The 25,614-nt window shown below is 64.6% G+C and carries 16 protein-coding genes and 3 rRNA genes; 13 read left to right on the top strand and 6 right to left on the bottom strand.

Annotated elements, in window-relative coordinates:
* Position 1 precedes the first annotated feature (1 nt).
* Positions 2 to 1,492 carry an AlkA N-terminal domain-containing protein gene (locus ACVWZ7_RS04055; protein ID WP_456507060.1) on the bottom strand — a complete coding sequence of 497 codons (1,491 nt, stop codon included), beginning with the start codon at positions 1,490 to 1,492 and terminating at the stop codon, positions 2 to 4.
* A gap of 100 nt (positions 1,493 to 1,592) precedes the next feature.
* Here ACVWZ7_RS04055 and ACVWZ7_RS04050 point away from each other — a divergent pair, with 100 nt between their 5' ends.
* The gene (locus ACVWZ7_RS04050; RefSeq protein ID WP_456507059.1) at positions 1,593 to 2,327 is read left to right on the top strand and encodes a DNA-3-methyladenine glycosylase; all 735 of its coding nucleotides are present in this window, start codon (positions 1,593 to 1,595) and stop codon (positions 2,325 to 2,327) included.
* A 51-nt stretch (positions 2,328 to 2,378) separates the two neighbouring features.
* On the top strand, positions 2,379 to 3,041 hold the full coding sequence (locus ACVWZ7_RS04045) for a hypothetical protein (protein ID WP_456507058.1): 663 nt from the start codon (positions 2,379 to 2,381) through the stop codon (positions 3,039 to 3,041).
* A 6-nt stretch (positions 3,042 to 3,047) separates the two neighbouring features.
* Here ACVWZ7_RS04045 and ACVWZ7_RS04040 read toward each other — a convergent pair whose 3' ends face one another.
* Positions 3,048 to 3,665 (bottom strand): GNAT family N-acetyltransferase, encoded by a 618-nt coding sequence (locus ACVWZ7_RS04040; protein ID WP_456507057.1) that lies wholly within the window; start codon positions 3,663 to 3,665, stop codon positions 3,048 to 3,050.
* 136 nt (positions 3,666 to 3,801) lie between these two features.
* Between ACVWZ7_RS04040 and ACVWZ7_RS04035 the strand changes: the two genes are divergently transcribed.
* From ACVWZ7_RS04035 to rrf, 6 genes are all read left to right on the top strand, one after another.
* Positions 3,802 to 4,359, top strand: a complete 558-nt coding sequence (locus ACVWZ7_RS04035; protein WP_456507056.1) for an adenine phosphoribosyltransferase — start codon at positions 3,802 to 3,804, stop codon at positions 4,357 to 4,359.
* A 150-nt stretch (positions 4,360 to 4,509) separates the two neighbouring features.
* Entirely contained in the window at positions 4,510 to 6,738 is a 2,229-nt protein-coding gene (locus ACVWZ7_RS04030; RefSeq protein ID WP_456507055.1) for a HelD family protein, read from the top strand.
* 130 nt (positions 6,739 to 6,868) lie between these two features.
* The gene (tyrS, locus tag ACVWZ7_RS04025) at positions 6,869 to 8,182 is read left to right on the top strand and encodes a tyrosine--tRNA ligase (RefSeq protein WP_456507054.1); all 1,314 of its coding nucleotides are present in this window, start codon (positions 6,869 to 6,871) and stop codon (positions 8,180 to 8,182) included.
* Between the two features lie 510 nt (positions 8,183 to 8,692).
* A 16S ribosomal RNA gene (locus ACVWZ7_RS04020) occupies positions 8,693 to 10,219 on the top strand.
* Positions 10,220 to 10,737: 518 nt separating this feature from the next.
* A 23S ribosomal RNA gene (locus ACVWZ7_RS04015) occupies positions 10,738 to 13,864 on the top strand.
* A gap of 240 nt (positions 13,865 to 14,104) precedes the next feature.
* Positions 14,105 to 14,221: ribosomal RNA gene (gene rrf, locus ACVWZ7_RS04010) — 5S ribosomal RNA — on the top strand.
* The 16S, 23S and 5S rRNA genes sit together here, the layout of an rRNA operon.
* A 130-nt stretch (positions 14,222 to 14,351) precedes the next feature.
* Here the strand turns inward: rrf and ACVWZ7_RS04005 are convergent.
* Complete coding sequence (locus tag ACVWZ7_RS04005) at positions 14,352 to 14,933, bottom strand: dihydrofolate reductase family protein (protein ID WP_456507053.1); 582 nt, start codon at positions 14,931 to 14,933, stop codon at positions 14,352 to 14,354.
* A gap of 217 nt (positions 14,934 to 15,150) precedes the next feature.
* Between ACVWZ7_RS04005 and ACVWZ7_RS04000 the strand changes: the two genes are divergently transcribed.
* The gene (locus ACVWZ7_RS04000; RefSeq protein WP_456507052.1) at positions 15,151 to 15,765 is read left to right on the top strand and encodes a TetR/AcrR family transcriptional regulator; all 615 of its coding nucleotides are present in this window, start codon (positions 15,151 to 15,153) and stop codon (positions 15,763 to 15,765) included.
* 23 nt (positions 15,766 to 15,788) lie between these two features.
* On the opposite strand, the gene ACVWZ7_RS03995 is transcribed toward ACVWZ7_RS04000, so the two are convergent.
* From ACVWZ7_RS03995 to ACVWZ7_RS03985, 3 genes are read right to left on the bottom strand one after another with little or no spacing between them, the layout of a single operon-like run.
* On the bottom strand, positions 15,789 to 17,333 hold the full coding sequence (locus ACVWZ7_RS03995) for a family 43 glycosylhydrolase (RefSeq protein ID WP_456507051.1): 1,545 nt from the start codon (positions 17,331 to 17,333) through the stop codon (positions 15,789 to 15,791).
* A 28-nt stretch (positions 17,334 to 17,361) separates the two neighbouring features.
* Positions 17,362 to 19,758 (bottom strand): family 78 glycoside hydrolase catalytic domain, encoded by a 2,397-nt coding sequence (locus tag ACVWZ7_RS03990; RefSeq protein WP_456507050.1) that lies wholly within the window; start codon positions 19,756 to 19,758, stop codon positions 17,362 to 17,364.
* Between the two features lie 3 nt (positions 19,759 to 19,761).
* Positions 19,762 to 21,054, bottom strand: coding sequence for an MFS transporter (locus tag ACVWZ7_RS03985; protein ID WP_456507049.1), 1,293 nt, complete (start codon positions 21,052 to 21,054; stop codon positions 19,762 to 19,764).
* 359 nt (positions 21,055 to 21,413) lie between these two features.
* On the opposite strand from ACVWZ7_RS03985, the gene ACVWZ7_RS03980 reads away from it, so the two are divergent.
* Genes ACVWZ7_RS03980 through ACVWZ7_RS03965 form a run of 4 tightly spaced genes read left to right on the top strand, consistent with a single transcriptional unit; the run spans position 21,414 to position 25,613 of the window.
* Positions 21,414 to 23,426: a hypothetical protein gene (locus tag ACVWZ7_RS03980; RefSeq protein ID WP_456507048.1), complete on the top strand. Its 2,013-nt coding sequence runs from the start codon at positions 21,414 to 21,416 to the stop codon at positions 23,424 to 23,426.
* Between the two features lie 4 nt (positions 23,427 to 23,430).
* Positions 23,431 to 24,420: an HAD-IIA family hydrolase gene (locus ACVWZ7_RS03975; protein WP_456507047.1), complete on the top strand. Its 990-nt coding sequence runs from the start codon at positions 23,431 to 23,433 to the stop codon at positions 24,418 to 24,420.
* Between the two features lie 9 nt (positions 24,421 to 24,429).
* Positions 24,430 to 24,804 carry a hypothetical protein gene (locus ACVWZ7_RS03970; RefSeq protein ID WP_344362305.1) on the top strand — a complete coding sequence of 125 codons (375 nt, stop codon included), beginning with the start codon at positions 24,430 to 24,432 and terminating at the stop codon, positions 24,802 to 24,804.
* The gene (locus tag ACVWZ7_RS03965) at positions 24,801 to 25,613 is read left to right on the top strand and encodes a TlyA family RNA methyltransferase (protein ID WP_344362303.1); all 813 of its coding nucleotides are present in this window, start codon (positions 24,801 to 24,803) and stop codon (positions 25,611 to 25,613) included. Before ACVWZ7_RS03970 ends, ACVWZ7_RS03965 begins: the two co-directional genes overlap by 4 nt.
* Position 25,614: the final 1 nt, after the last annotated feature.

Here is a 25,614-nt window from a genome sequence, read left to right as displayed (position 1 = left end):
GTCACTGCGACCGGGTACGAGATGCTGTGCGCGCCGCGGCCTGGGCAGCAGCTGCCGCGCGCCAAAGGTGCATCGTGGCGTAGGAGCGCCACGGACTCACCTCACGGAAATCGGGGGAAGGAGTGGTGCCGTCGGTGGCCGGAGTGAGGGACCGGATGCCATTGCGGACCGCGGCGTCGTTGGCCAGGAACACGTCCGGGGCCCCGATGACCCGCATCGCGACGTATCCCACCGTCCACGGCCCGACGCCGGCAAGCGGCAAGAGCTTGTCCTCAAGTCCGCGCACGTCATCGCCGTAGCCGAAGTCCAGGTCCCCGGAGGCCATTGCCGCGGCCGCTGCCCGGACCGAGTCGATGCGGCGTTGCGGCCCGCGGAGCAGTTCGAAGCCTGTTTCCGCGATCTGGGCAGCCGTGGGGAAGAGCCGGTCGAGACCATCGGCGGGAACCAGGCTCTCGCTTCCGGCCGCGGAGAGCTGGACCAGGGCGGTCCGCGCGGCAGCCACGGTGATCTGCTGGCCGATCATGGCCCGGATCAGGAGTTCCTGCGGGTCTACGGCACCGGGCATCCGCATGCCCGGCGTGCGTGCCACGGCGGCGGCAAGGCGGGGATCGGCCGCGAGGGCGGCATCGATGGCGACGGGATCGGCGTCGAGGTCCAGCAGACGCCGGACCCGGCTCAGCAGAGAGGCCAGGTCCCGGAGGTCGACGGCGCCGATGGTCAGCACCAGCGGACGGCCGGGCGCGCCGGCGTCGTACTCCACCCGGAACCGGGCATCGCCGTGGGCCAGCCGCAGGGTCCGGGCATAGGAGCCGGAGCTGCCTTCCTCGATCCCGGGGATGGCACGGACGGCGAGGAAGTCGAACACGCCGGGATTGAACGGTTCCCGGTACGGAAGGTTGAGCGTGAGCGCCGTGGTGGCAGCGGGGGCACGGTGATGCCGGGCCGTGGCACGGAGGGCGGAGGGCGACATGGCAAAGACTTCGCCGATGGTCTCGTTGAACTGGCGCACGCTGCTGAATCCGGCGGCGAAGGCGATGTCCGAGACCTTCATTCCGGTGGAGACCAGTAGGGTGCGCGCGGTCTGGGCGCGGCTGGCCCGCGCGAGGGACAGCGGGCCGGCGCCGAGTTCATGGCTCAGTATCCGGTTGAGCTGGCGCGAGGAATAGCCCAGCCGGGCCGCCAGCCCCTCGACGCCGTCGCGGTTGATCACGCCGTCGTTGATGAGCCGCATGGCGCGGCCGGCGATGTCCGAGCGCACGTTCCAGGCCGGCGTGCCGGGCACGGCCTCGGGCAGGCAGCGCTTGCAGGCCCGGTAGCCGGCCTCGTGCGCGGCGGCCGAGGTTTCATAGAACGTGACGTTGTCCGCTTTGGGGGTCCGGGCCGGGCATGAGGGCCGGCAGTAGATCCCGGTGGTTCGGACAGCGGTATAGAACTGCCCGTCGAATCGGGTGTCCCGGGCGTCGATTGCCCGGTAGCGCTGCCAGAAGTCCATGACCCCATCCTGCCAGCTCCGCCGACCACCTGCTAGCGGAATTCGGACACGGCCGTGGCGTGCGGTTCAGTGTCCGGCGGGCGTTTGTTAAAGTCGGAGCATGACGTCCAGCCCGCTTCCCGCCAGGTCCGGTGCCGTGTCCGGGGCGGGAACAGTGCCGGGTGCGGTACCCGGCGCATCGCCCGTTGCGGCCGGGTTGCTCCGGGACCTGCTCTCGGCGGACGCCCGGCACGTGGCGCCGCTGATTCTGGGAGCCGTCTTGACGCATGACGGGCGCGACGGTTCCGTCTCGGTACGGATCACCGAAGTGGAGGCCTACCTTGGCCCGCATGATTCACTGCACCCTGACCCGGGCTCCCACACCTTCCGCGGCGAAACGGCGCGCAACGCGCCGATGTTCGGGCCGGCCGGCCACCTCTACGTGTATTTCACGTACGGGATGCACCATTGCGCCAACATCGTCTGCGGACCCGCCGGCACGGCGTCGGCCTTGCTGCTGCGGGCCGGCGAAGTTGTCGCCGGACACGAGTTGGCCCGGAGCAGGCGCCCGACGTCGAAATCCGACAACGACCTCGCAAGGGGGCCCGCCCGGCTTGCCACCGCGCTGGGGCTGACGACGGCGGACAGCGGGCGGGACGCCCTCGTTGCACCCTTCCGGCTGGAGCTGCCCGCGACGCCGCCGGGCGCGGCCGCCGCGGACATCAGCTCGGGTCCGCGCGTCGGCGTCTCCGGCGCCGGCGGCAGCCATGACTACCCGTGGCGGTTCTGGCTCAGCGGCGACCCCACCGTGTCCCGCTACAAGGCCGCCAAAGCGCCAAACGCCAGGAACGCGTAGCCGGAGGGACCCCTGATGCCGGGCACCCGCGGTGGGGCATGATGAAGCATTATGGGCGAGGGAAAACGCGGAAAGCCAAGCAGCGAGCTCGAACGCCTGCAGATCTTTGCGCAGCTGGCCACCGAGTACTTCCGCATGGTTGAGCTGTTCTCCGCAGATGGCGGCCCGGTCCCGAGGGAGCCGGCGGAGCCAGCGGAACCCGTCGGTTCCGTCGACGCTGCAGCGGCGGAGCGCACGCACTGGATCGAGCTCTTCCGTGCGGTCTTGCTGCGCAAATTCATCGTTCCGGATGAACACGTGTCGCTCAAACTCGTGGTCCGGGCCCTGCGTTTGTGCAATTACGCGGCGGACGCCCGGATAAGCGAGGGCGCAGACCAGGCGGCCACCTTGTTCACCGACGGGATGATCCGGGGCCGCCAGAAGCTGATGTCCGGACTCGCTCCGGATGATCAGGATGATGCCCATGACCTCTTCGAGGACGTGCTCTACGGGCGGCTCCTGCATGGCGACGCAGACAGGTTCCGCCGGTCCGGCTGGGCGGAGGACTACGCCAGGCTGAGCACTGTGGCGGCCGGACGGTTCCATGCCGAGCACGCGCTCAGAAAGGCGCTCGACGTCGTCTCCTATGGGCTCGCCCAGGACCTCCTGCGCTCACCGGACCCGGGCGGCGACGCCGGGGGCGCCTCCTGTGCAGATGCAGGGCCTGGGGCGTAGGGAGTTCTACGGGCCCGCGAAGGCGCGGAGTGCGCCGTCGGCTCCGACAGCGAACGGGGCAAGCCGGCGCCGGAGGTCCTCGCGCACCTGCGGCCACTCCTGCGAGAGGATCGAGAACACGGCGGTGTCCGAGCGGCCCCCGCCGGGCGCTGCGCGGTGGCCGCGCAGGATCCCCTCGAAGCGGGCGCCGAGCCGCTCGATCGCCGTCGCGCTCCGGGTGTTGCGGGCATCGCAGCGGAACGCCACCCTGTGGACTTCCAGTACCTCAAAGGCGTGGGCGAGGAGCATGTGCTTGCTCGCGGGATTGATGTGGCTGCCCCAGAACTGACGCCCGAAGAACGTTCCCCCGATTTCCAGGCGCTGTTGGGCGGGGACGTAGTCACACAGGGACGTCGTGCCAAGGAGGGCGCCGGTCCGCCCGTCCGTCACAGCGAACGGGATGGTTGCAGGATCGTCCAGCCGGGACTGGAACAGCGCCGCCAGCTCGCCGCTGGTCCCGGGCATCGGCGCCGCCATGCCCGCCCACATGCCGGAATCCACAAAATCAAAGAGACCTTCCGCATGCTCCGGGGCCAGCGGAACCACGTGGACGCCATGGCCGGAGAGGACGATTTCGTGTCGCATTGGAGCATTCAATCACCGAGGGAGTGGACGCAACGGTGGAATCCGGCACCCCTGAGGTGAACATTCGGTGACCGCCAGGTTGCCCGGCACGGGGCAGGCCCGGCGGCGCGTGGCTACCAGCCAGTAAGGTGGATGGGTGAATCCAAGCGAGCCGAACCAGATCAAGCCAGCAAAGCCCGCGGGCGAGCTGATCAACAGCCTCTGCGCCACCATCCCGGACTACCCCCAACCCGGAATCAGCTTCAAGGATCTGACCCCGGTGTTCGCCGACGGGGCGGCACTGAAGGCGGTGGTCGACGCCCTCGTTGAGCCGTTCAAGGGCCAGTTCGACGCCGTCGCCGGGGTGGAAGCCCGCGGCTTCCTTCTTGCCGCCGCTGCCGCGTATGCCACCGGCACCGGCGTCATCACCGTCCGGAAGGCGGGCAAGCTGCCGCGCGAGGTCGTCTCCGAGGACTACGCCTTGGAATACGGCACCGCCACCCTCGAGCTGCATACGACCGATCTGGCGCCCGGGAGCCGCGTGCTGATCCTCGACGACGTCCTCGCCACCGGCGGTACGCTCGGCGCCGCGGCACGGCTGTTTGAGCGCTGCGGCATCCACGTGGCCGGCGTCGGCGTGGTCATGGAACTGGACGATCTTGGCGGCCGTGCGGCCCTGACCGGCCACAACGTCCGATCCTTATTACGGCTCTAACGGGAGGTCCGGGGCTGGACCATTCGGGACGTGTCGGTAGAATTCCCTGACGAAGACTGCCTTGGCATCGTTCGACAGACCGGCGAAAGCTGAGTCTGCCGAAATGGCTGTAGAATGGTGGGTCTGTCTTTTTCGATAGGGGAACGTTCGATGCACGACGCTGATTTGGCCCATGAACGCGACTATGTGGCCGGACTTTACGCCCGGCTCGATGAGTTGCGGGCAGAGAAGCGCACCCAGCTGGCCCAGGTGCGCCGTGCCGGTGCCGTGGGCACCATGCAAAACGTCTCCGAACGCGATGCCTTCGCGGCCCTGTATGAGGACCGCCTCGCCCAGCTCGACGCCGTCGATGACCGCCTCGTCTTCGGCCGCCTGGACCTGGACTCCGGGGAGGCCCAGTACATCGGCCGCATCGGGCTGACCACCGAGGACCTGCAGCGGCTCATGGTGGACTGGCGGGCGCCCGAGGCCGGCCATTTCTACCAGGCCACGGCTTTTGACCGGCAGGGCGTTCGTCGCCGCCGTCACTTGATCCTGCAGGGCCGCGAGGTCAAGGCGATCGAGGATGACGTGCTCGACGCCGACATGCTCGCCGACAACGACTCCCTCCAGGGCGAAGGCGCCCTGCTGGCTGCCCTGAATTCCAAGCGGACCGGCCGGATGTCGGACATCGTCGGCACCATCCAGTCCGAGCAGGACCGGATCATCCGTTCCTCCATCTCCGGCGCGCTCGTGGTCCAGGGCGGACCGGGCACTGGCAAGACCGCCGTCGCACTGCACCGCGCGGCCTACCTGCTCTACACGCACCGGGACCGGCTCAAGAGCGCCGGCGTCCTGCTGGTGGGGCCGACGTCGTCCTTCATGAAGTACATCGAACGTGTGCTGCCCTCGCTGGGTGAGACCGGTGTCGTGATGGCGAGCCTTGGCCGGCTTATGCCGGGCATCACCGCAGTGGCCGAGACGGACTCTGCCGTGGCCGCCATCAAGGGCCGGCTGGACATGGCCGACGTGGTGGCCAACGCCGTCGCCAACCGGCAGCGCCTCCCGGCCGGAAACCGCGTCCTGGAGGTCGACGGGCGCAAGCTGATCCTGACGCCGCGGCAGGTCCGCCGCGCCAAGGAGAGGGCACGGGCCACGGGCAAGCCGCACAACGAGGCCCGAGTCTCCTTCGTCAAGATTCTGCTCCGCGAACTGACCGAACAGATGACGGAGCTGGTGGAAGCCGGCAACATCGGCAACAACGCCGACCGCTCCTACCTGGCGGAGGATGTCCGGTCCGCCCGGGATGTCCGGATCGCGCTGAACCTGTGCTGGATGCCCATGACCCCGGAGAAGCTCGTGGGCGAGTTGCTGAGCAAGCCGGCCATTCTCGAGGCATGCACCCCGAACCTCACCCCGGAGGAACGCGCCCTGCTGCTCCGCCCGGCCGGTTCGCCGTGGACGGAGTCCGACGTCCCGTTGCTCGACGAGGCCGCCGAATTGCTCGGCGAGCTTGATGCCGCTGCCGGCCGGGGACTGGCTCAGCAGGAACAGGACCGCGCCCGCGATCTCGCCAACGCCAAGCAGACTCTGGTCAACATGGAAACCGCCGGGGTGGATGTCCTCGTCACTGCCGAAGACCTCGTGGACCAGAACCAGGAGCGCGAGACGCGGCTGACCGCTGCCGAGCGTGCCACCACGGACCGCAGCTGGGCGTTCGGGCACATTGTGGTGGACGAGGCACAGGAGTTGTCGCCCATGCAGTGGCGGCTGCTCGTCCGCCGTTGCCCGCTGAAGTCGTTCACGATCGTCGGCGACATCGCCCAGACGAGTTCAGTCGCCGGCGCCAACTCCTGGCACAGCGCGCTGGCCCCCATGTTCGGCGACCGCTGGCAGCTCGAGGAACTCACCGTCAACTACCGCACGCCGTCGCAGATCGCCGAGGCGGCCGCCCGGATGGCCAATGCGGCCGGCCTGGTGGTTTCCGCGCCGAAGGCAGTCAGGGAAGGACGCTGGGCGCCGGTGATCGACCGCGTGGACCAGAGCCAGATTGTCACGAAGCTCGTCGAGGTACTGCCGGAGGAACTGGACGCGATCGAAGGTGGCCTGCTGGCGGTCATTGCCGACGGCGAGCTTCTCCCGGAAGCCAGCGCTGCACTCCGGGCCGTGTACGGGCACCGCGTGGGGACCGGTGCGGGAAGCTACGCGCAGGACATCGTGGTTATCAGCCCCCGCGAGGCAAAGGGACTGGAGTTCGACGGCGTCGTGGTCCTTGAACCGACGGACATGCTCAACCATGAGCACGGCCGGGTGGGCGACCTCTATGTGGCCATGACCAGGCCCACGCAACGCCTGAGGCTCATCGCCGCCTCCGGCGTCCCCGCTGGCATCGAGGAGTAGGCCCGTTCCGGCCGCCGCGCTGTACGGCTGCCGGAAGGCGGCTCCCCGTTGCCGAACGGCGGCGGGGAGACAGCGGCCGGCAGGGCGTCACCTGCGATGCGGATGTGCTGATCCTGCTACCTTAGATTCCGTGTCCCAGCTAAATAATCTCGATGCCCAGCAGAACGACCCCAGCTTCGCCAATATCTGGCAGGAGCTGAAATGGCGCGGCCTTGTCCACGTCTCCACGGATGAGGCGGAGCTCGAGAAGCTCCTCGCCGGCGAGCCTGTGACGTATTACTGCGGCTTCGATCCGACCGCGCCGAGCCTGCACCTGGGCAACCTCGTCCAGCTGCTGCTCATGCGCCGGATCCAGCTGGCCGGCCACAAGCCGCTCGGCCTGGTCGGCGGCTCCACGGGGCTGATCGGGGATCCGCGTCCGACGGCGGAACGCACCCTTAACACCAAGGACACCGTCTCGGAGTGGGTGGGCTACCTGCAGGCGCAGGTCCGCCGCTTCCTGAGCTTCGAGGGCGACAACGCCGCCCGGATGGTCAATAACCTGGATTGGACGGCGCCGCTGAGCGCCATCGACTTCCTGCGCGACATCGGCAAGCACTTCCGGGTCGGGACCATGCTCCGCAAGGATGCCGTCGCGTCCCGCCTTGGCTCGGATGAAGGCATCAGCTACACCGAATTCAGCTACCAGATCCTGCAGGGCATGGACTACCTCCAGTTGTTCCGCGACTACGGCTGCGCCTTGCAGACCGGCGGCTCGGACCAGTGGGGCAACCTCACCAGTGGCACCGAACTCATCCGGAAGGTTGAGGGCAAGCACGTCCATGCCCTGGGAACGCCGCTCATCACCAACTCTGACGGCACCAAGTTCGGCAAGAGCGAGGGCAACGCGATCTGGCTGGATCCGGCGATGTGCAGCCCGTACGCCTTCTACCAGTTCTGGCTCAACACGGCAGATGCCGACGTCGCGGCCCGCCTCAAGGTCTTCACGTTCCTGACCCGTGCGGAGATCGAGGCACTGGAGCTGGCAGTCGCCGAACGGCCGTTCGCTCGCGAGGGCCAGCGGAAACTGGCATACGAGGTGACCTCTCTTGTCCACGGTGTTGACGCCACGGAAAAGGTCATTGCGGCGTCGGCGGCGGTGTTCGGCAACGGCGATCTGACTGTGCTGGATGAAGCGACCCTGAAGGCTGCCACCTCCGAGCTGCCGTCCGCCACCGTGGACGCCGGCGGTCTGGGCATCGTCGAACTGCTCGTGGCCTCCGGCCTGTCCGAGAGCAAGTCCGCCGCCCGCCGCACCGTGGGGGAGGGCGGGGCCTACGTGAACAACGCGAAGGTCTCCGACCCCGACGCCGTTATTGCGGCCAGCCAGTTGCTGCACGGGCGCTACCTGCTCCTGCGGCGGGGCAAGAAGAACCTGGCAACGGTGGAGGTCGCGGCGCCCTGATCCGCTGCTGGTCCGTACTGAGAACGCACGCTGCACGCTCCTTCCTGGCTGATTTGCACGGCCGGGGAGGAGCGTGTATTGTTTTCTGAGTCGCCGCCGCTGAGCGGAGACAAACCCCCACAAATGAGAAGCAATTCTTCATGCGCTAGGCGCGGATAATGAAAATTGCTTCAATTCTGCTGGGCGGATTCGCTCCACAGAGTGAAATTCGGATGAAAATCGCGAATTTGCAAAGTGGAAATGAATGAAATAAGCTGTAAACATCGCAGCGAAGAAAAGCGAAATAAAAGAATTCATTGAAATGAATTGTTTCGACGAGTATTCGAATGTGTCTGTTGTTTGAGAACTCAATAGTGTGCCAAGTTTGTTGATACCAATTTATTGTATTGAATTGGTTGAATGTGCCGGGCCCGCCACCCGTGGTGTGGTCTGGTGTTTTTGGCTGGTTTCAAATTTTGTGCAGCGTGTGCATCCCGTTTTCCCGGGGGCGCATGTTGTGTCTGTTTTTCTTCAACGGAGAGTTTGATCCTGGCTCAGGATGAACGCTGGCGGCGTGCTTAACACATGCAAGTCGAACGATGATCCGGTGCTTGCACCGGGGATTAGTGGCGAACGGGTGAGTAACACGTGAGTAACCTGCCCTTAACTCTGGGATAAGCCTGGGAAACTGGGTCTAATACCGGATATGACTCCTCATCGCATGGTGGGGGGTGGAAAGCTTTATTGTGGTTTTGGATGGACTCGCGGCCTATCAGCTTGTTGGTGAGGTAATGGCTCACCAAGGCGACGACGGGTAGCCGGCCTGAGAGGGTGACCGGCCACACTGGGACTGAGACACGGCCCAGACTCCTACGGGAGGCAGCAGTGGGGAATATTGCACAATGGGCGCAAGCCTGATGCAGCGACGCCGCGTGAGGGATGACGGCCTTCGGGTTGTAAACCTCTTTCAGTAGGGAAGAAGCGAAAGTGACGGTACCTGCAGAAGAAGCGCCGGCTAACTACGTGCCAGCAGCCGCGGTAATACGTAGGGCGCAAGCGTTATCCGGAATTATTGGGCGTAAAGAGCTCGTAGGCGGTTTGTCGCGTCTGCCGTGAAAGTCCGGGGCTCAACTCCGGATCTGCGGTGGGTACGGGCAGACTAGAGTGATGTAGGGGAGACTGGAATTCCTGGTGTAGCGGTGAAATGCGCAGATATCAGGAGGAACACCGATGGCGAAGGCAGGTCTCTGGGCATTAACTGACGCTGAGGAGCGAAAGCATGGGGAGCGAACAGGATTAGATACCCTGGTAGTCCATGCCGTAAACGTTGGGCACTAGGTGTGGGGGACATTCCACGTTTTCCGCGCCGTAGCTAACGCATTAAGTGCCCCGCCTGGGGAGTACGGCCGCAAGGCTAAAACTCAAAGGAATTGACGGGGGCCCGCACAAGCGGCGGAGCATGCGGATTAATTCGATGCAACGCGAAGAACCTTACCAAGGCTTGACATGGGCCGGACCGGGCTGGAAACAGTCCTTCCCCTTTGGGGCCGGTTCACAGGTGGTGCATGGTTGTCGTCAGCTCGTGTCGTGAGATGTTGGGTTAAGTCCCGCAACGAGCGCAACCCTCGTTCCATGTTGCCAGCGCGTAATGGCGGGGACTCATGGGAGACTGCCGGGGTCAACTCGGAGGAAGGTGGGGACGACGTCAAATCATCATGCCCCTTATGTCTTGGGCTTCACGCATGCTACAATGGCCGGTACAAAGGGTTGCGATACTGTGAGGTGGAGCTAATCCCAAAAAGCCGGTCTCAGTTCGGATTGGGGTCTGCAACTCGACCCCATGAAGTCGGAGTCGCTAGTAATCGCAGATCAGCAACGCTGCGGTGAATACGTTCCCGGGCCTTGTACACACCGCCCGTCAAGTCACGAAAGTTGGTAACACCCGAAGCCGGTGGCCTAACCCCTTGTGGGAGGGAGCTGTCGAAGGTGGGACTGGCGATTGGGACTAAGTCGTAACAAGGTAGCCGTACCGGAAGGTGCGGCTGGATCACCTCCTTTCTAAGGAGCACCTACAACCACCGTGCCTCATGCATTTGAGTGTGGCGGGGTTGTCAGGAGTACGCCCGTTGCGCAGACGCAAGTTCTGCGGCGGGTGCTCACGGGTGGAATATCAACAAATAGCGGCCGCCGGTTCTTCACCGGCACCCAGTACGGACACTCACCCCTTGGGGTGGTGGTCCTGGAACGGTGCGGGAGGGGTGATCAGCGGTTTAGTGTTTGGCACACTGTTGGGTCCTGAGACAACAGGACCGGGTGGTTGCGGCTTTGGCCGTGATTGTTCCGGGACTTGTGTTTCTGGTTTCCTGGCTGCATCGATCATGCATGTTCGGCCCGTGTGGGTTGTGTGTGTGGGGTGTGTGGTACGGGGTTGTTGTTTGAGAACTACATAGTGGACGCGAGCATCTTTTATAAGAAGCAATTTCCAAGAATATGAACCTGGATCTGTCGCTGTTGTCCTTCGGGGCGGTGGTGGTGGTTTTCATGGTTCTCTCGAAAATTTCTGATTGATCTTTTGTGGTCAAGTTTTTAAGAGCACACGGTGGATGCCTTGGCATTAGGAGCCGAAGAAGGACGTAGGAATCTGCGATAAGCCTGGGGGAGTCGATAACCGGACTGTGATCCCAGGGTGTCCGAATGGGGAAACCCCGCCAGGGGCGCGAGCTGCCTGGTGACCCGCATCTGAACACATAGGGTGCGTGGAGGGAACGCGGGGAAGTGAAACATCTCAGTACCCGCAGGAAGAGAAAACAATAGTGATTCCGTTAGTAGTGGCGAGCGAACGCGGATCAGGCTAAACCGTTCCATGTGTGATAGCCGGCGGGCGTTGCATGGTCGGGGTTGTGGGACTTTCCATACCAGTTCTGCCGGGCTGGTGAGGTGTGATGTGCAGGCATAGGTGAACGGTCTTGAAAGGCCGGCCGTAGAGGGTGTGAGCCCCGTAACCGAAATGTTGTGTACCGCCTGGTGAAGTATCCCAAGTAGCACGGGGCCCGAGAAATCCCGTGCGAATCTGTCAGGACCACCTGATAAGCCTAAATACTCCCTAATGACCGATAGCGGACCAGTACCGTGAGGGAAAGGTGAAAAGTACCCCGGGAGGGGAGTGAAACAGTACCTGAAACCGTGTGCTTACAATCCGTCGGAGCCAGTCTGATTCTGGTGACGGCGTGCCTTTTGAAGAATGAGCCTGCGAGTTAGTGTTACGTCGCGAGGTTAACCCGTGTGGGGAAGCCGTAGCGAAAGCGAGTCTGAACAGGGCGTTGCAGTGGCGTGATCTAGACCCGAAGCGAAGTGATCTACCCATGGCCAGGTTGAAGCGACGGTAAGACGTCGTGGAGGACCGAACCCACTTCAGTTGAAAATGGAGGGGATGAGCTGTGGGTAGGGGTGAAAGGCCAATCAAACTTCGTGATAGCTGGTTCTCCCCGAAATGCATTTAGGTGCAGCGTTGCGTGTTTCTTACCGGAGGTAGAGCTACTGGATGGCTAATGGGCCCTACAAGGTTACTGACGTCAGCCAAACTCCGAATGCCGGTAAGTGAGAGCGCAGCAGTGAGACTGTGGGGGATAAGCTTCATAGTCGAGAGGGAAACAGCCCAGACCACCAACTAAGGCCCCTAAGCGTGTGCTAAGTGGGAAAGGATGTGGAGTTGCGAAGACAACCAGGAGGTTGGCTTAGAAGCAGCCATCCTTAAAAGAGTGCGTAATAGCTCACTGGTCAAGTGATTCCGCGCCGACAATGTAGCGGGGCTCAAGTACACCGCCGAAGTTGTGGCATTCAGATATTAGCTAAGCCCTTGTGGTTCAGGCGTCTGGATGGGTAGGGGAGCGTCGTGTGGGCGGTGAAGTCGCGGTGTAAACCAGCGGTGGAGCCTACACGAGTGAGAATGCAGGCATGAGTAGCGAAAGACGGGTGAGAAACCCGTCCGCCGAATGATCAAGGGTTCCAGGGTCAAGCTAATCTGCCCTGGGTAAGTCGGGACCTAAGGCGAGGCCGACAGGCGTAGTCGATGGACAACGGGTTGATATTCCCGTACCGGCGAAAAACCGCCCATGTTGAACAGGGGATACTAACCGCCCGAGACCTGCCCGATCACCCTTTGGGTGTGAGGGTTTTGGTGGAGCGCGGGACCTGATCCTGGGAGGCAAGCGTATTAACAGGTGTGACGCAGGAAGGTAGCCGAGCCGGGCGATGGTTGTCCCGGTCTAAGGATGTAGGGCGAACGGTAGGCAAATCCGCCGTTCATGATGCCTGAGATCTGACGGGACCCCCGTAGGGGGGGATTCGGTGATCCTATGCTGCCGAGAAAAGCATCGACGCGAGGTTTTAGCCGCCCGTACCCCAAACCGACACAGGTGATCAGGTAGAGAATACTAAGGCGATCGAGAGAATTATGGTTAAGGAACTCGGCAAAATGCCCCCGTAACTTCGGGAGAAGGGGGGCCCCAACCTTGAACACCACACGCTGGTGGGAGGGGATCGGGGCCGCAGAGACCAGGGGGAAGCGACTGTTTACTAAAAACACAGGTCCGTGCGAAGTCGCAAGACGATGTATACGGACTGACTCCTGCCCGGTGCTGGAAGGTTAAGAGGACCGGTTAGCCGCAAGGCGAAGCTGAGAATTTAAGCCCCAGTAAACGGCGGTGGTAACTATAACCATCCTAAGGTAGCGAAATTCCTTGTCGGGTAAGTTCCGACCTGCACGAATGGAGTAACGACTTCCCCGCTGTCTCAACCATAAACTCGGCGAAATTGCAGTACGAGTAAAGATGCTCGTTACGCGCAGCAGGACGGAAAGACCCCGAGACCTTTACTATAGTTTGGTATTGGTGTTCGGAGTGGCTTGTGTAGGATAGGTGGGAGACGTTGAAGCCCGGACGCCAGTTCGGGTGGAGTCATCGTTGAAATACCACTCTGGTCACTTTGGACATCTAACTTCGGCCCGTAATCCGGGTCAGGGACAGTGCCTGATGGGTAGTTTAACTGGGGCGGTTGCCTCCTAAAAAGTAACGGAGGCGCCCAAAGGTTCCCTCAGCCTGGTTGGCAATCAGGTGTCGAGTGTAAGTGCACAAGGGAGCTTGACTGTGAGAGAGACATCTCGAGCAGGGACGAAAGTCGGGACTAGTGATCCGGCGGTACATTGTGGAATGGCCGTCGCTCAACGGATAAAAGGTACCTCGGGGATAACAGGCTGATCTTGCCCAAGAGTCCATATCGACGGCATGGTTTGGCACCTCGATGTCGGCTCGTCGCATCCTGGGGCTGGAGTAGGTCCCAAGGGTTGGGCTGTTCGCCCATTAAAGCGGTACGCGAGCTGGGTTTAGAACGTCGTGAGACAGTTCGGTCCCTATCCGCTGCGCGCGCAGGAAATTTGAGAAGGGCTGTCCTTAGTACGAGAGGACCGGGACGGACGAACCTCTGGTGTGTCAGTTGTACTGCCAAGTGCACCGCTGATTAGCTACGTTCGGATGGGATAACCGCTGAAAGCATCTAAGCGGGAAGCTCGCTTCGAGATGAGATTTCCATACACCTTGTGTGTGAGAGGCCCCCAGCCAGACCACTGGGTTGATAGGCCGGATGTGGAAGCGAGGACTAACGACTCGTGAAGCTGACCGGTACTAATAGGCCGATAACTTACACCACACACTCTTCCCGCGAACCCGTTTCAAAAGGGGTTCGCACCACGGGGAGGGTACAAAGAAACAAGACTGCTTGCGTCCACTATGTGGTTCCCAACCAACAAACCCGCACCCGCGGCACGTTGCAACAGGAACCAACAACAACATACACAACACCACAACTGCACCAGCAACACCGGTGCAGCAGGTTGTAACCACAAAGTTTTCCCCGCCTCCGGCAACGGACAGGCGGTGGAGCAAGGGTTACGGCGGTCATAGCGTGGGGGAAACGCCCGGTCCCATTCCGAACCCGGAAGCTAAGACCCACAGCGCCGATGGTACTGCACCCGGGAGGGTGTGGGAGAGTAGGTCACCGCCGGAACACCATTACAGGTCGAGGACCCCCAACCACAGGTTGGGGGTCCTCCCGCATTTAACCGCACCCCGCGAGCGGAGGCCCGATCTTGTGTCACCGTTCGCAGTGGACTTCTTCGCGTACCCGCTCAGATCGGTCAACGGCGCACCCGATAGCGCAGGTGAAGCACCCGGTTGCCCTGAATCACCACATCAGGATCCTCCAACAGGTGCTGCGCGTGGACCGACCCGAAGTAGCGCTTGCCGGACCCGAACACGACGGGTACGACGTCCATGCGCACCTCGTCGACCAGGCCCGCGGCAAGCACCTGGCCACCGACGTCGCCGGCGGCGACCTCGACCATGCGGTCACCCGCAAGCTTCTGCGCCTTGGCCACGGCTGCCTCGACGCCGTCGACGAAGTGAAACGGCGCTTCGGAGTCCCAGCCCTCAGGCTCCGGCCGGTGCGTCACGACGACCACGTGGTCGACCCCGCCCGGAGGTTTCCCGTCCCAGCCGTCCGTCATGTCGAAGACGTGGCGGCCGACGACGGTCGCCCCGATCTGGTCCCAGTACGGCCGGGTGTAGTCGTAGGACGTCTGCGACACCTTCAACTCGCCGCTCTCGTCCAACGGCACGTCACCGCTGGACAACCAGTCGAACAGGGGTCCGGGCTGGTCGTCCTCGTCCGCGATGAAGCCGTCCACCGACACCGAGCTGTACATGACCACCGTGCCCATGGGTCTCTCCTCTGTTTTGGGTGCCCCAAGATTAGCGGCTCTTCGCGGTTCGTGGCGGGTTGACCTGCTGAAGGGTGTTCACGCTGCGCCCGATGTCGAGGTTCACGATCGTCGACATCCACGGCCACGAACCTTGAAGACCCCAGAAAGTACTGCCCAGGCCCGGGGCCCGACCGTTGATTCCTTGTTTTTGCCACCTTGCGTTACGGTGAAACGCATGGGACTGAAGGCGAGCGGCGGCAGTTATCCGACCGGGGTCCGGCGTCGCGAAAAGATCATCGACGTGGCGACGAAGATGTTCGGTGCGGACGGCTACTACGCGACCCCCATGTCGGCCATTGCGGAAGCTGTCGGCATTAGTGAGAGCGGTCTGGCCCACCACTTCCCGAGCAAGAACGTGCTGCTTCAGGCAGTGGCCGAGCGGCGCCTCATGGAGACGGCGTCCTGGTGGGAATCCCTGCCCGGCTCGGATTCCGGGCTGGACGCCCTCGACGAAATGGTGGAAGCCACCCGTCGCTTCACCGAGCAGCCGGGCCTGATTGAACTCTTTGTGCTGTCCATTTCAGAGGCGGCAGACACGCGAAGCCCCGCCCACGCCCGGCTTGCGGCGCAGTACGAGGGCGTAGTGGCATCACTGGTTGCCCGGTGGCAGAAAGCCGTCGACAAGGGCGAGATTCGCCATGACGTGGATCTGGAGCTCGTGGCCAGGGAGTGCATAGCAGTCAGTGATGGACTTCAGGTTCAATGGGTCCTGTCCAACGGCAAAGTCGACATCGTCGCCGGCGTCGCCGAATTCTCCGAAAGCCTCAAGGAACGCCTCCGGGCTGGGTGAATTTGTTGAGCCTGTGAAGTTGCCTAGTACGGCATTTCGAACGCCGGGGGCACTGTCTTGAGGGGCTCCTTGATGAGGACCCGGCTGAACCGGGCAGCACCACCGTTTGATCCCTCATCGACGGCGATGAGCGCAAAGTTAACGTTCACGAACCACTGTGCCGCCTCGGCTGAGAGGAGCCGGGAGTTACCGGACCCTAGTTCCCAGCTCTCGTGCCCCACCGTCGCGGTGAACGTGTACCTGCCGCCGGTTGCCGTGACAGTGAGCCGGAGATCGCCCTGAGCAGGAACAACTGTCTCCGTCTCCGTGAGCATGTCATCGACCACGCGGCGGAAGGACACGGCCCTGCCCGATCCGACCGGCCGCACCAGTGCCGAGAAGAAGTGCACCGAGTTCGTATACACGGCGACTCCCGCGGCAACAGCATCATCACTATCCACCGTTGCGGAGAACGTCTGGTCGAATTCACTTTGCGCCCTGAAAAGGGCCCCGACGGGCGGGCGTTCGGTGAGGTCGGGGCCCGCCGGGACTTCGATGAAGTCGTCGGTCTGTTTCCCATTCACGCCAGGTTCGCCGGCCTGCAGTGTGCGCCAGCCCCGCAGCCACAGCGAGTCGGCGACGTCGATCCGGGTTCCCCTGTCCGTGGGGGTCGGAACGTCGTTGAACGCTTCTTCCGTGTGTCCGTCGTGGCCGATGACGGGCCAACCGTCCTCCGTCCAGGTGACGGGTGTGAGGAAGGTTTCACGTCCCAGCGTGTGATGACTGGAGAAGCGGTCATGGCGCGTTCCCAGGGACACGGCCCACCAGTTGCCGGATGCGTCCTCGACGAAATCGGCGTGCCCAACGGATTGGATCGGGTGTGCCACCCGGTCGCGGTGGGTCAGAATCGGGTTGTGGGGTGCGGGTTCGAACGGGCCCCATGGTGACCTGCTGCGGCCGATGGTCTGCATGTGTCCCTTCCAGCTGCTGCCCTCGGCTCCGGTGAGGTAGTACCAGCCGTCGCGGGTGAACAGGTGGGGTCCCTCGATGTCGTTGCTGGAGAATCCCCGGTTGTTCGCGGTCAGTGGGCGGAACTCGCCCAGCGTGCCCGTTGCGATGTCGATGGGCGCGTGGACGATGGGACCAAGGTTGCCGTCCGGGCGGAACTGAAGGGTACGGCGGGTGTAGTACCAGCGGCCGTCGATGTCACGGAACAAGGAGGGATCGAAGGCTTCCCGGTCGAGCCAGACCGCATCCGACCACGGACCTTCCGGGCTGGTTGCCGTGACGAAGAAGTTGCCCTGGCACTCCGCCTGGTTGGTGCAGACCAGATAGAACACTCCTTCTTCGTGGCGAAGGGTGGGTGCGAACAGGTTTATGGACCCGGGTTGTCCGTCGCGACGGTACTGTCCCGGTCTCGTCACGGCGAATCCTATGGTGCGCCACGTGACCAGATCGGTGGAATGCGAGATCGGAATTCCCGGGAGGAACCCGAAGCTCGAATTGGCCAGGTAGAAGTCATCACCAACACGAACGACGCTGGGGTCCGGAGCGTGGCCGCGGAGGACGGGGTTTGTGAAGCTGTTCATGCTCTTCCTTTGCTAGGCGCGGACTGTGTCAGGCACGGACACTCTGCTGAAGTGGAACGCTGAAGGTTCGCTGGCCGCCTTCTGCCGCCAGGACTGTCCCGTTCGGCAATTCGACGCGGGCACGGGTTCCTGGCGGGAGCGAGACGTCGAGGACGAAGTCGCCGTCGACGATGCGCCAGGCTGAGGACAGCAAGCCCTGAGGAGTGTGCAGTGATGCCTGTGCCCAGTCGAGTCCGCCGCCGGGGACAGGTGCGATCGTGACGTGACGGTAAGCCGCGTCGTCCGCCGTGGGGTGTTCGGAGAGCCGAATGCCTGCCACGTGCGTGTAGAGGAAGGAAAGGACGGCGGCTTTGCTGTAATGGTTGAGCGAACCCCGGACCTCGCCCTGGGCGACGCCGTCCCACCACTCCCAGACCGTGGTGGCGCCGTTCTCGAGCATGCCGAGCCAGGAAGGGGTGCCCCTGGAAAGCAGGACGGCGTAGGCTTCCTCGGCTTTGCCGTGATCGGCAAGGGCGGGCAGCAGTTGCCCGGTGCTGAGGAACCCGGTACCCAGGCGCCCGCTGGTCTGCTCAATCAGCTCGGCAAGTCGGCCCGCGGCGGCCTCGCGATCCCCGGCAGGGAACAATCCGAAGGCTAGACCGCGGGCATAGTGGGCCTGCGCCTCGATCGAGAGGCGCCCGTGACCGGTGAGGAACTCGCATTGCCATGCCTCGCGGGCTCCGGCTGCGACAGTGCTGTATTTTGCCTCAAGTTCCTTTTCGCCCAGCACCTTGGCTGAAGCGGCGAGGAGTGCGGCTGACCGGTGCAGGAACGCGGTCGCCACAATGCTGTGGTCGGTGGCGGGATTCGGAGCGGGAGGTACGCCGGGTTCGAGCCATTCTCCGAAGTGGAATCCGGAGTTCCAGAGGAACGTCTCCCAGGCGGCGGGGACGGGCCGGCGATCTGCCCGGGCGGGGTGCCTGTTGGCCGCCGCGGAACGCGCGGCGTAGTCGACCCAGGCCTGCATTGAGGGCAGTTGGCGGCGCAGGATGCCCTCGTCGCCGTAGGCCCGCCACAGTTCCCAGGGGACGACGACGGCGGCGTCGCCCCATCCGGCCGACCCTGCCGAGAGGTCCTCGAAGAAGACACCCGAGGGTTTGCCGCCCGCGGGGTTGGGCGTGATGGTGGGAACCCGGCCATCGGCCCATTGATCGGCGGCGAGATCGGCGAGCCACTTGTCCGAGAACGCCTGGACGTCGTACAGAAAGGCTGCGGTGCCGACAAATACCTGCCAGTCGCCGGTGAACCCGGAGCGCTCCCGCTGAGGGCAGTCGGTAGGAATCTCGCAGGCGTTTCCCCGGAAGCTCCAGACCCCTGCCGTGTGAAGCGCGTTGAGGGCGGCGTCACTGCAGGAGAACGAGCCGGTGGGCAACAAATCCGTGTGCACGACGACGGCCCGGATGTCCTCGGGATCGAGGGCCCCCGGCAGGCCGTCGATCTGGACGTACCGGAATCCATGCGTCGTGTGCCGGGGCTCGAAGGTTTCACCAGGGCGGCCGGAGGAGATGACTTCGTCAATCTGTCCCGCCGGCAGGAGGTCGCCGGTAGCGAAGATGAAGGACCGCAAGTTCTCAGTGGAAACCAGGCCTGATCCGGCGAGCACTTCCCCGTGGGTCAGCACGAGGTGGGTGTCGCGCGGGCCCAATGAGGTCAGGCGCACCCATCCGTTGAGGTTCTGCCCGAAATCGACGACGGCGGTGCCCGGCCGGGGCGACGACACGCCCACGGGCGGGAAGGTGTCGATCCGGCGCACAGGCTCCGCGCTTGTAGGGATCAGCCGTGACCCGTCGTCGTAGAGGGCGCCGGTTCCAATGCTGACCGCTGACCACGGTCCGTCGACGCCGCCGTCGCCGTCGAGCCGGCGGAAGTCGACGGACTGGCCGTCCATCAGGTCAGCCCGAATGATGTGGCTCGGAGCCGAACTCCAGGTGCCGTCCGACACGACATGGAACGCTTCGCCGGAACCGGAGGACCCTTTGAGCCCGAGCAGCAGGGCGGTTTCGATGCCGAATCCATCGGCACGGCGTTCGAAGCCGTGCCGTCCGCGGAACCATCCGTCACTTAGAAGCACTTCGACGCGGTTGGTGCCGCCGTGAAGGTAGCCGGCAACGTCCCATTCGAACACCTGCAGCCGCTTGCGGTAGGCGGTGAACCCGGGAACGAGTTCTTCGTCCCCGACCCTCCGGCCATTGAGGAAGACCTCGATGATGCCATGGGCCGTCGCAGCGAGATTTGCAGCTGCCACGTCGGCGGGCAACTCGACGTCGAGGCGCACGACATACGCCGGCCGGGAACCGGGGCCCGGGTCGACAGGTTCGCAGGGGCGGATCCATGTCGCGCCGTCCAGGAGCTCTGTGAACGCGGGTTCAGGAGAAGAGTGCGGCATGGTTCAGCGGACCTTTACAAAGAGGATGGTGACGGCAGACAGCAGTGCGATCCCGCCGAGGATGCAGAAGAACGGGACGTAGGCGGCGGCTGACGTGAGCACGAGCACGCCAAGAAGCGGCACCACAATGGCGGGCGCCGTCGTCGAGACCTGGTACACCGCCATGGCCTTGGCTGTTTGGGCAGAATCCGGGACGACCGAGGCCGCGATTGCCACGTCGACCGTCAGATAAAAAGCCAGGCCGATCGAGAACACGATGTACGCGACCAGAAATCCGTCCGCGCTCTGCAGCAGGGCGGCGATGAGGATGCCCGCGGCAGCGATCACCGCTGCCCCGACGACGAAGATCTTGCGGCGGTTCATCTTGTCCGACAGAAATCCGGCGGCAACCGTGAATACGAAGCCGATGGGTGTGGTGATCAAGGTGACGAATGTGTAGCGGGCCGTTGCGTCCTGAAGCGACAACCCGGTCACGTCAGTCAGGAAATAGGTGGAGTAGGTCTGGAGACCGACCATGGCGATTCCAAAAAGGAGCCGGCTAATCCAGTTCCAGGCGAAGCTCGGGTGATGCCACGGGTTGATGAAAAAGCTCCCCGCGAACTCGCGGACGGAATAGCGGGGAAGCGCCGCCGCGTCAGCAGGAATGACATCAGCTTTGGCAATCACCATCGACAGGCCCAGCACGAAGAGCACGGCAACGGCGGCCGGGGCGACCATCATGGTGACCGGATTTGCAACGTTTGCGCTGGCGAAGGCGATGCCGCCGAGGACAACGAGGCCCGTCACGACGCCGATCCCGGCGGACGTCCGGGCGCGCAGGCGTTCGGGTATGAAGTCGGGCACCAAAGCCAGGAAGGCGGCGATGACCGCGCTGAAGCCAAGCTGTGAAATCGCCCAGCCTGTGGCCACTATGGCGACATCGGATGCAGTCCCGACGACGATGGCGCCGGCAAGCACGGTCAGCGACCCGCCGACGAGCCACGGGCGGCGTCGGCCGAAGCGCCCTCGGGTGCGGTCAGACAGGCTGCCGAACAGCGGCAACATGACGACGGAAATCAGCGCGCCGATCAATATGACAGTGGAGAGGCCCAACGCCTTGCCTGTCGGATCGACCCCGAAGATCCGAATGGAGAGGCTCACGATCGACGGCGTGAGGAACGCGAAGTAGATGGCGGCAGCCGTCAGGATCAGGGTCACGGCGAAAAGCCCGGGCCGCTTCAGGGGGAGCGCGGGGTGCCCGGCTACGGGAGTCAAGGCAGTAACTGCCGGCGCGTCCGCGCCAATGCTGGTGGTCACAGGAACTCCTTTGTCTGTGTGGTTTCAGCCGGTTGCCAGACGGCGCCGACGGTCGCTGGGCTCTTTCGGCAAGAACATTAGCGAAAGTATGACATAAAAAACCAAGGATTCACTGTTTTTTCTCGTGAGGTGATGAACCCGGCAACCCGGGACGGAACTGCACGGCAGGCTGCTGTGAGTCCTGCCACCGCGGGGCCCTATTGGTGCGATGCCGTTAGTCCGTGACGGGTTGCTCGCCTAGAATTGGGGGAGATGTACGGACTTCGAAGCGCTTGATTTCGGGTTGCGTAGGAAACGAAACACGGAACAGAGCGGCTGCGATTGCGCCAGTGGTCAGCTCGCAACAGGAGGATTCCAGCATGGCTGAGCACAACGACGGAAACCGCGGCGGCAAAGCCCGCGACAACACTGGCGGGGCCCCGTACCGCGGCACGAGCAACTCCGGCGGCGATCCTCGCGGCTTCCGCGCCAGGGATGACCGTAAGCCGTATGGCGATCGTGCTCCGCGTGAAGGTGGCGAGCAGCGCAGCTATGGCGGCGGCGACCGCAAGCCGCATGCCGGCGGCGGTGACCGCAAGCCGTATGCCGGCGGCGGTGACCGCAAGCCGTATGCCGGCGGCGGTGACCGCAAGCCGTATGCCGGCGGCGGTGACCGTAAGCCGTATGGCGATCGCGCCCCGCGTGAAGGCGGAGCGGGCCGTAGCTATGGCGGCGGTGACCGTAAGCCGTATGGTGATCGTGCTCCGCGTGAGGGTGGCGAGCAGCGCAGCTATGGCGGCGGCGACCGCAAGCCGTATGCCGGCGGCGGTGACCGTAAGCCGTATGGTGATCGTGCTCCGCGTGAGGGTGGCGAGCAGCGCAGCTATGGCGGCGGTGACCGCAAGCCTTATGCCGGTAGCGGTGACCGTAAGCCGTATGGTGATCGTGCTCCGCGTGAAGGCGGAGCGGGCCGTAGCTTCAGCGGCGGCGACCGCAAGCCTTATGCCGGTGGCGACCGTAAGCCATATGGTGATCGTGCCCCGCGTGAGGGTGGCGACCAGCGCAGCTACGGCGGCGGTGACCGCAAGCCGTACGCTGGCGGCGACCGTAAGCCATATGGTGATCGTGCCCCGCGTGAAGGCGGAGCGGGCCGCAGCTTCGGTGGCGGCGATCGTGACCGCAAGCCGTATTCTGGTGGCGACAACCGCAAGCCCTTCGGCAACCGTGAAGACCGTCCGGCACGCAGCTTCGACCGCGGCGACTCGGGTCCGCGCCAGTTCGGCCGTGACCGCCCCGAGGATCGTCCCGTGCGCGTGCCGAACGCCGCCGATCTCCGCAGCGCCAACCGTCCCGACCGTGAGCGATCACCGCAGATCGACGAGGACGTCACGGGCAAGGAACTTGACCGCGCCACGCAGCACCAGATCAAGACCCTCGAAGGTACCAGCGCCGAATGGGTGGCCCGCCACCTGGTCATGGCGGGACGGCTCCTGGACGAGGAGCCGGAACTTGCCTTCCAGCACGCCCTCGCAGCCAGCCGCCGTGGCGGCCGCCTTGCGTCCGTCCGCGAAGCTGTCGGCCTGACCGCCTACGCCGCCGGACACTATGGTGAAGCCCTGCGGGAATTCCGGACCTACCGGCGAATCAGCGGCTCCAACATGCACCTGCCGGTCATGGCCGACTGCGAGCGGGGCCTTGGACGCCCGGACCGTGCCCTGGATATGGCCCGGTCCGAAGAAGCCAAGGACCTCGACGCCCCGGGCAAGGTGGAACTGGCTATCGTCGCCGCCGGTGCCCGCACCGACCTCGGGCAGCTCGATGCCGCGGTATCCGAGCTGGAGATCGCGCAGCTGGACATCAACCGTGCCTTTTCCTACAGCCCTCGTCTGTTCCGTGCATACGCCGAAGCCCTGACGGCCGCCGGCCGCGCGGCCGAGGCCGCCAAGTGGCAGCGGCAGGCCGTCGTGGCCGAAAACGCGCTGGGCCTCGGGGCGGAAGAGGAACCTGACATCATCGACCTCGGCTGGGACGAGGAAGAAGAAGCGCGTGAGGAAGAGCGCCAGCGCCGGCTCCGCGCCCAGGAAGCCCAGGAGGTAGCAGCCGCGCACGCCGGGGCCGACGAGCGTGCACCACGGGTCGCCGGCGCCGCTGTAGCCGCGGAAGTCACCGGCGCCGCTGCGGCGGAGACCGCCCTGAACCCGATCGACGAAGTCTCCGACGACGCCGAAGCCGGCCACTTCGAGTCCGACGACGCCGAGTCGGACCAGGATTCCCTCGAAGCCGACGTCCTCGATGAATCCGACGAAGAAACCGACGAAGAGTCGGACGCCATCGCGGATCAGGAAGTCGTCGAAGACTCCGAGACGGCCCAGCGCGAGCGGGTGGAGGACTAGTCGCATGACCGGACCCGCACTGATCTCCACCTTCGATGCGCTCCTTTCCGACCTGGACGGTGTGGTCTATGCAGGACCCCACCCCATTCCCGGGGCGGTGGAGTCGCTGCGCCGGCTGGCCGGTGTCGGCGTCGGACTTGGCTACGTCACCAACAACGCGTCCCGCTCTCCCGCGCAGGTGGCGCAGCACCTGCGCGAGCTCGGCGCCCCCGCCGAGGACCACCAGGTGGTGAGCTCCTCACAAGCGGCGGCAGCGCTGCTGGCCTCGATGCTGCCGGCCGGGGCGCACGTGCTCATCACGGGCAGCGCCGCGCTGGCGCAGGAGATTGAGCTGGTGGGCCTGGTTCCCGTCCGCAGCGCGGCGGAAAATCCCGTCGCCGTCGTCCAGGGCTTTAGCCCGGACCTCGGGTGGAAGGATCTTGCCGAGGCGTCGTACGTCGTCGCTGGCGGTGCACTGTGGGTGGCGACCAACACTGACATGTCCATTCCCCAGGCGCGCGGAATGGCCCCGGGCAACGGGACCCTCGTGGCGGCCGTGGCCGCCGCGACCGGCAAGGCCCCGATCGTGGCCGGCAAGCCCGAGGCGCCGTTGTTCCATACCGCCGCCAAGCGGCTGGCCGCGGACCGGCCGCTCGTCGTCGGCGACCGCCTGGACACCGACATCCTGGGCGGCAACAACGCCGGATTCGCCACCGTGGCTGTCTTGACCGGCGTGGACACCAAGGAATCGATCCTCGCCGCACGGTCCAGGGAGCGCCCCGATTTCCTCATCAATGACCTGACCGGCCTGTACGCTCCGTACCCTGCTGTGGAGCACGACGCCGGGCGGTTCCGCAGCGGCATCGCCTCGGCGATCGTCCGTGGCCAGTCCGTCCACATCACCGGCGACCCCGCTGACCTCGATTCATGGCGTGCCGCCTGTTCGGCCTGGTGGGCCGCGAACCCCGAGACGACCAGCGCGCTGGCTCCGGTCCTCGAGTGGCTCGATCACTAGACTGGACCCATGACCGAGCAGAACCAGCAGCCACACCCGGCGCCAAACGTGGAGCCTGCCCAGGCACCGCATGATGCGCCGGACCGCGACTCCGGGCCCGGAACGGCGAGTGACGCCGCTGGGGAAGCGCCGGCACTCGCGGCTGACATCGACTGGCCCGCGCTGCCGCCCCACCAAACACAAGGGCGGCAGGCGCAGATCCAGGACCCGGCTGTCAGCGCCGTGCTGGACCGGCTCGCCGCCGTACGGCTGACGCCGGTCTCCGAGCACGGCGAGGCCTATGCCGGCATGCACGATGCCCTGCTGGAGGCCCTGAACGAAGACGTGGCTTCCGGCGCCGGCATAGCGCGCCGCATCCATGGCGCGGGGGACGGGGGATCGTGAGCCGGCTTGACCAGGCCCTCGTCAGCCGCGGGCTGGCGAGGTCCCGCACGCACGCCGCCCGCCTGATTTCCGAGGGCAAGGTGAGCTCCGGCGGCGAGGTCCTCGCCAAGGCGTCCCTCCAAATTCCGGAAGACGCCGCGCTGGACGTTGCTGCCTCCGCTGAGGACGGCTATGTCAGCCGCGCCGGGCACAAACTGGCCGGCGCCCTGGACGCCTTTCCCGCCGTCGACGTCGCGGGCAAACGGTGCCTCGACGCCGGCGCCTCCACCGGCGGTTTCACGGATGTGCTGCTCCGGCGCGGAGCCGGCCACGTGGTCGCCGTCGACGTCGGGCACGGCCAACTGGTCCCGGAAATCCGGAACGACGCCCGGGTCTCCGTCCATGAAGGCCTCAACGTGCGCTACATGACGCCCGCGGAGATCGGCGGACCGGCCGCCTTGACCGTGGCGGACCTGTCCTTCATCTCGCTGACCCTCGTAGTGGCGCCCCTGGCAGCCTGCACCGAACCCGGCGGCGACCTCGTCCTCATGGTCAAGCCGCAATTCGAGATCGGCAAGGATCGCCTGGGCCGGACCGGCGTGGTCACCTCGGAGCGGGAACGCCGGCTCGCCGTCGGCAAGGTGGCCGCCGCAGCGGTGGACGCGGGCCTGGACCTCAAAGGCCTCGCCCAAAGCCCGCTGCCGGGCCAGGACGGCAATGTCGAGTACTTCCTGTGGATAAAACGCGCGATGTCGGAAGTCCCGCCTAAGATCGAGGAGCGGGACGCAGCCGTTGCTGCGTTGCTCGGAACAATCTGGCCGAACCACTAGC

It is taken from the genome of Arthrobacter sp. TE12232, from assembly GCF_054062615.1.
This window is presented reverse-complemented; position numbering and strand designations above follow the sequence as displayed.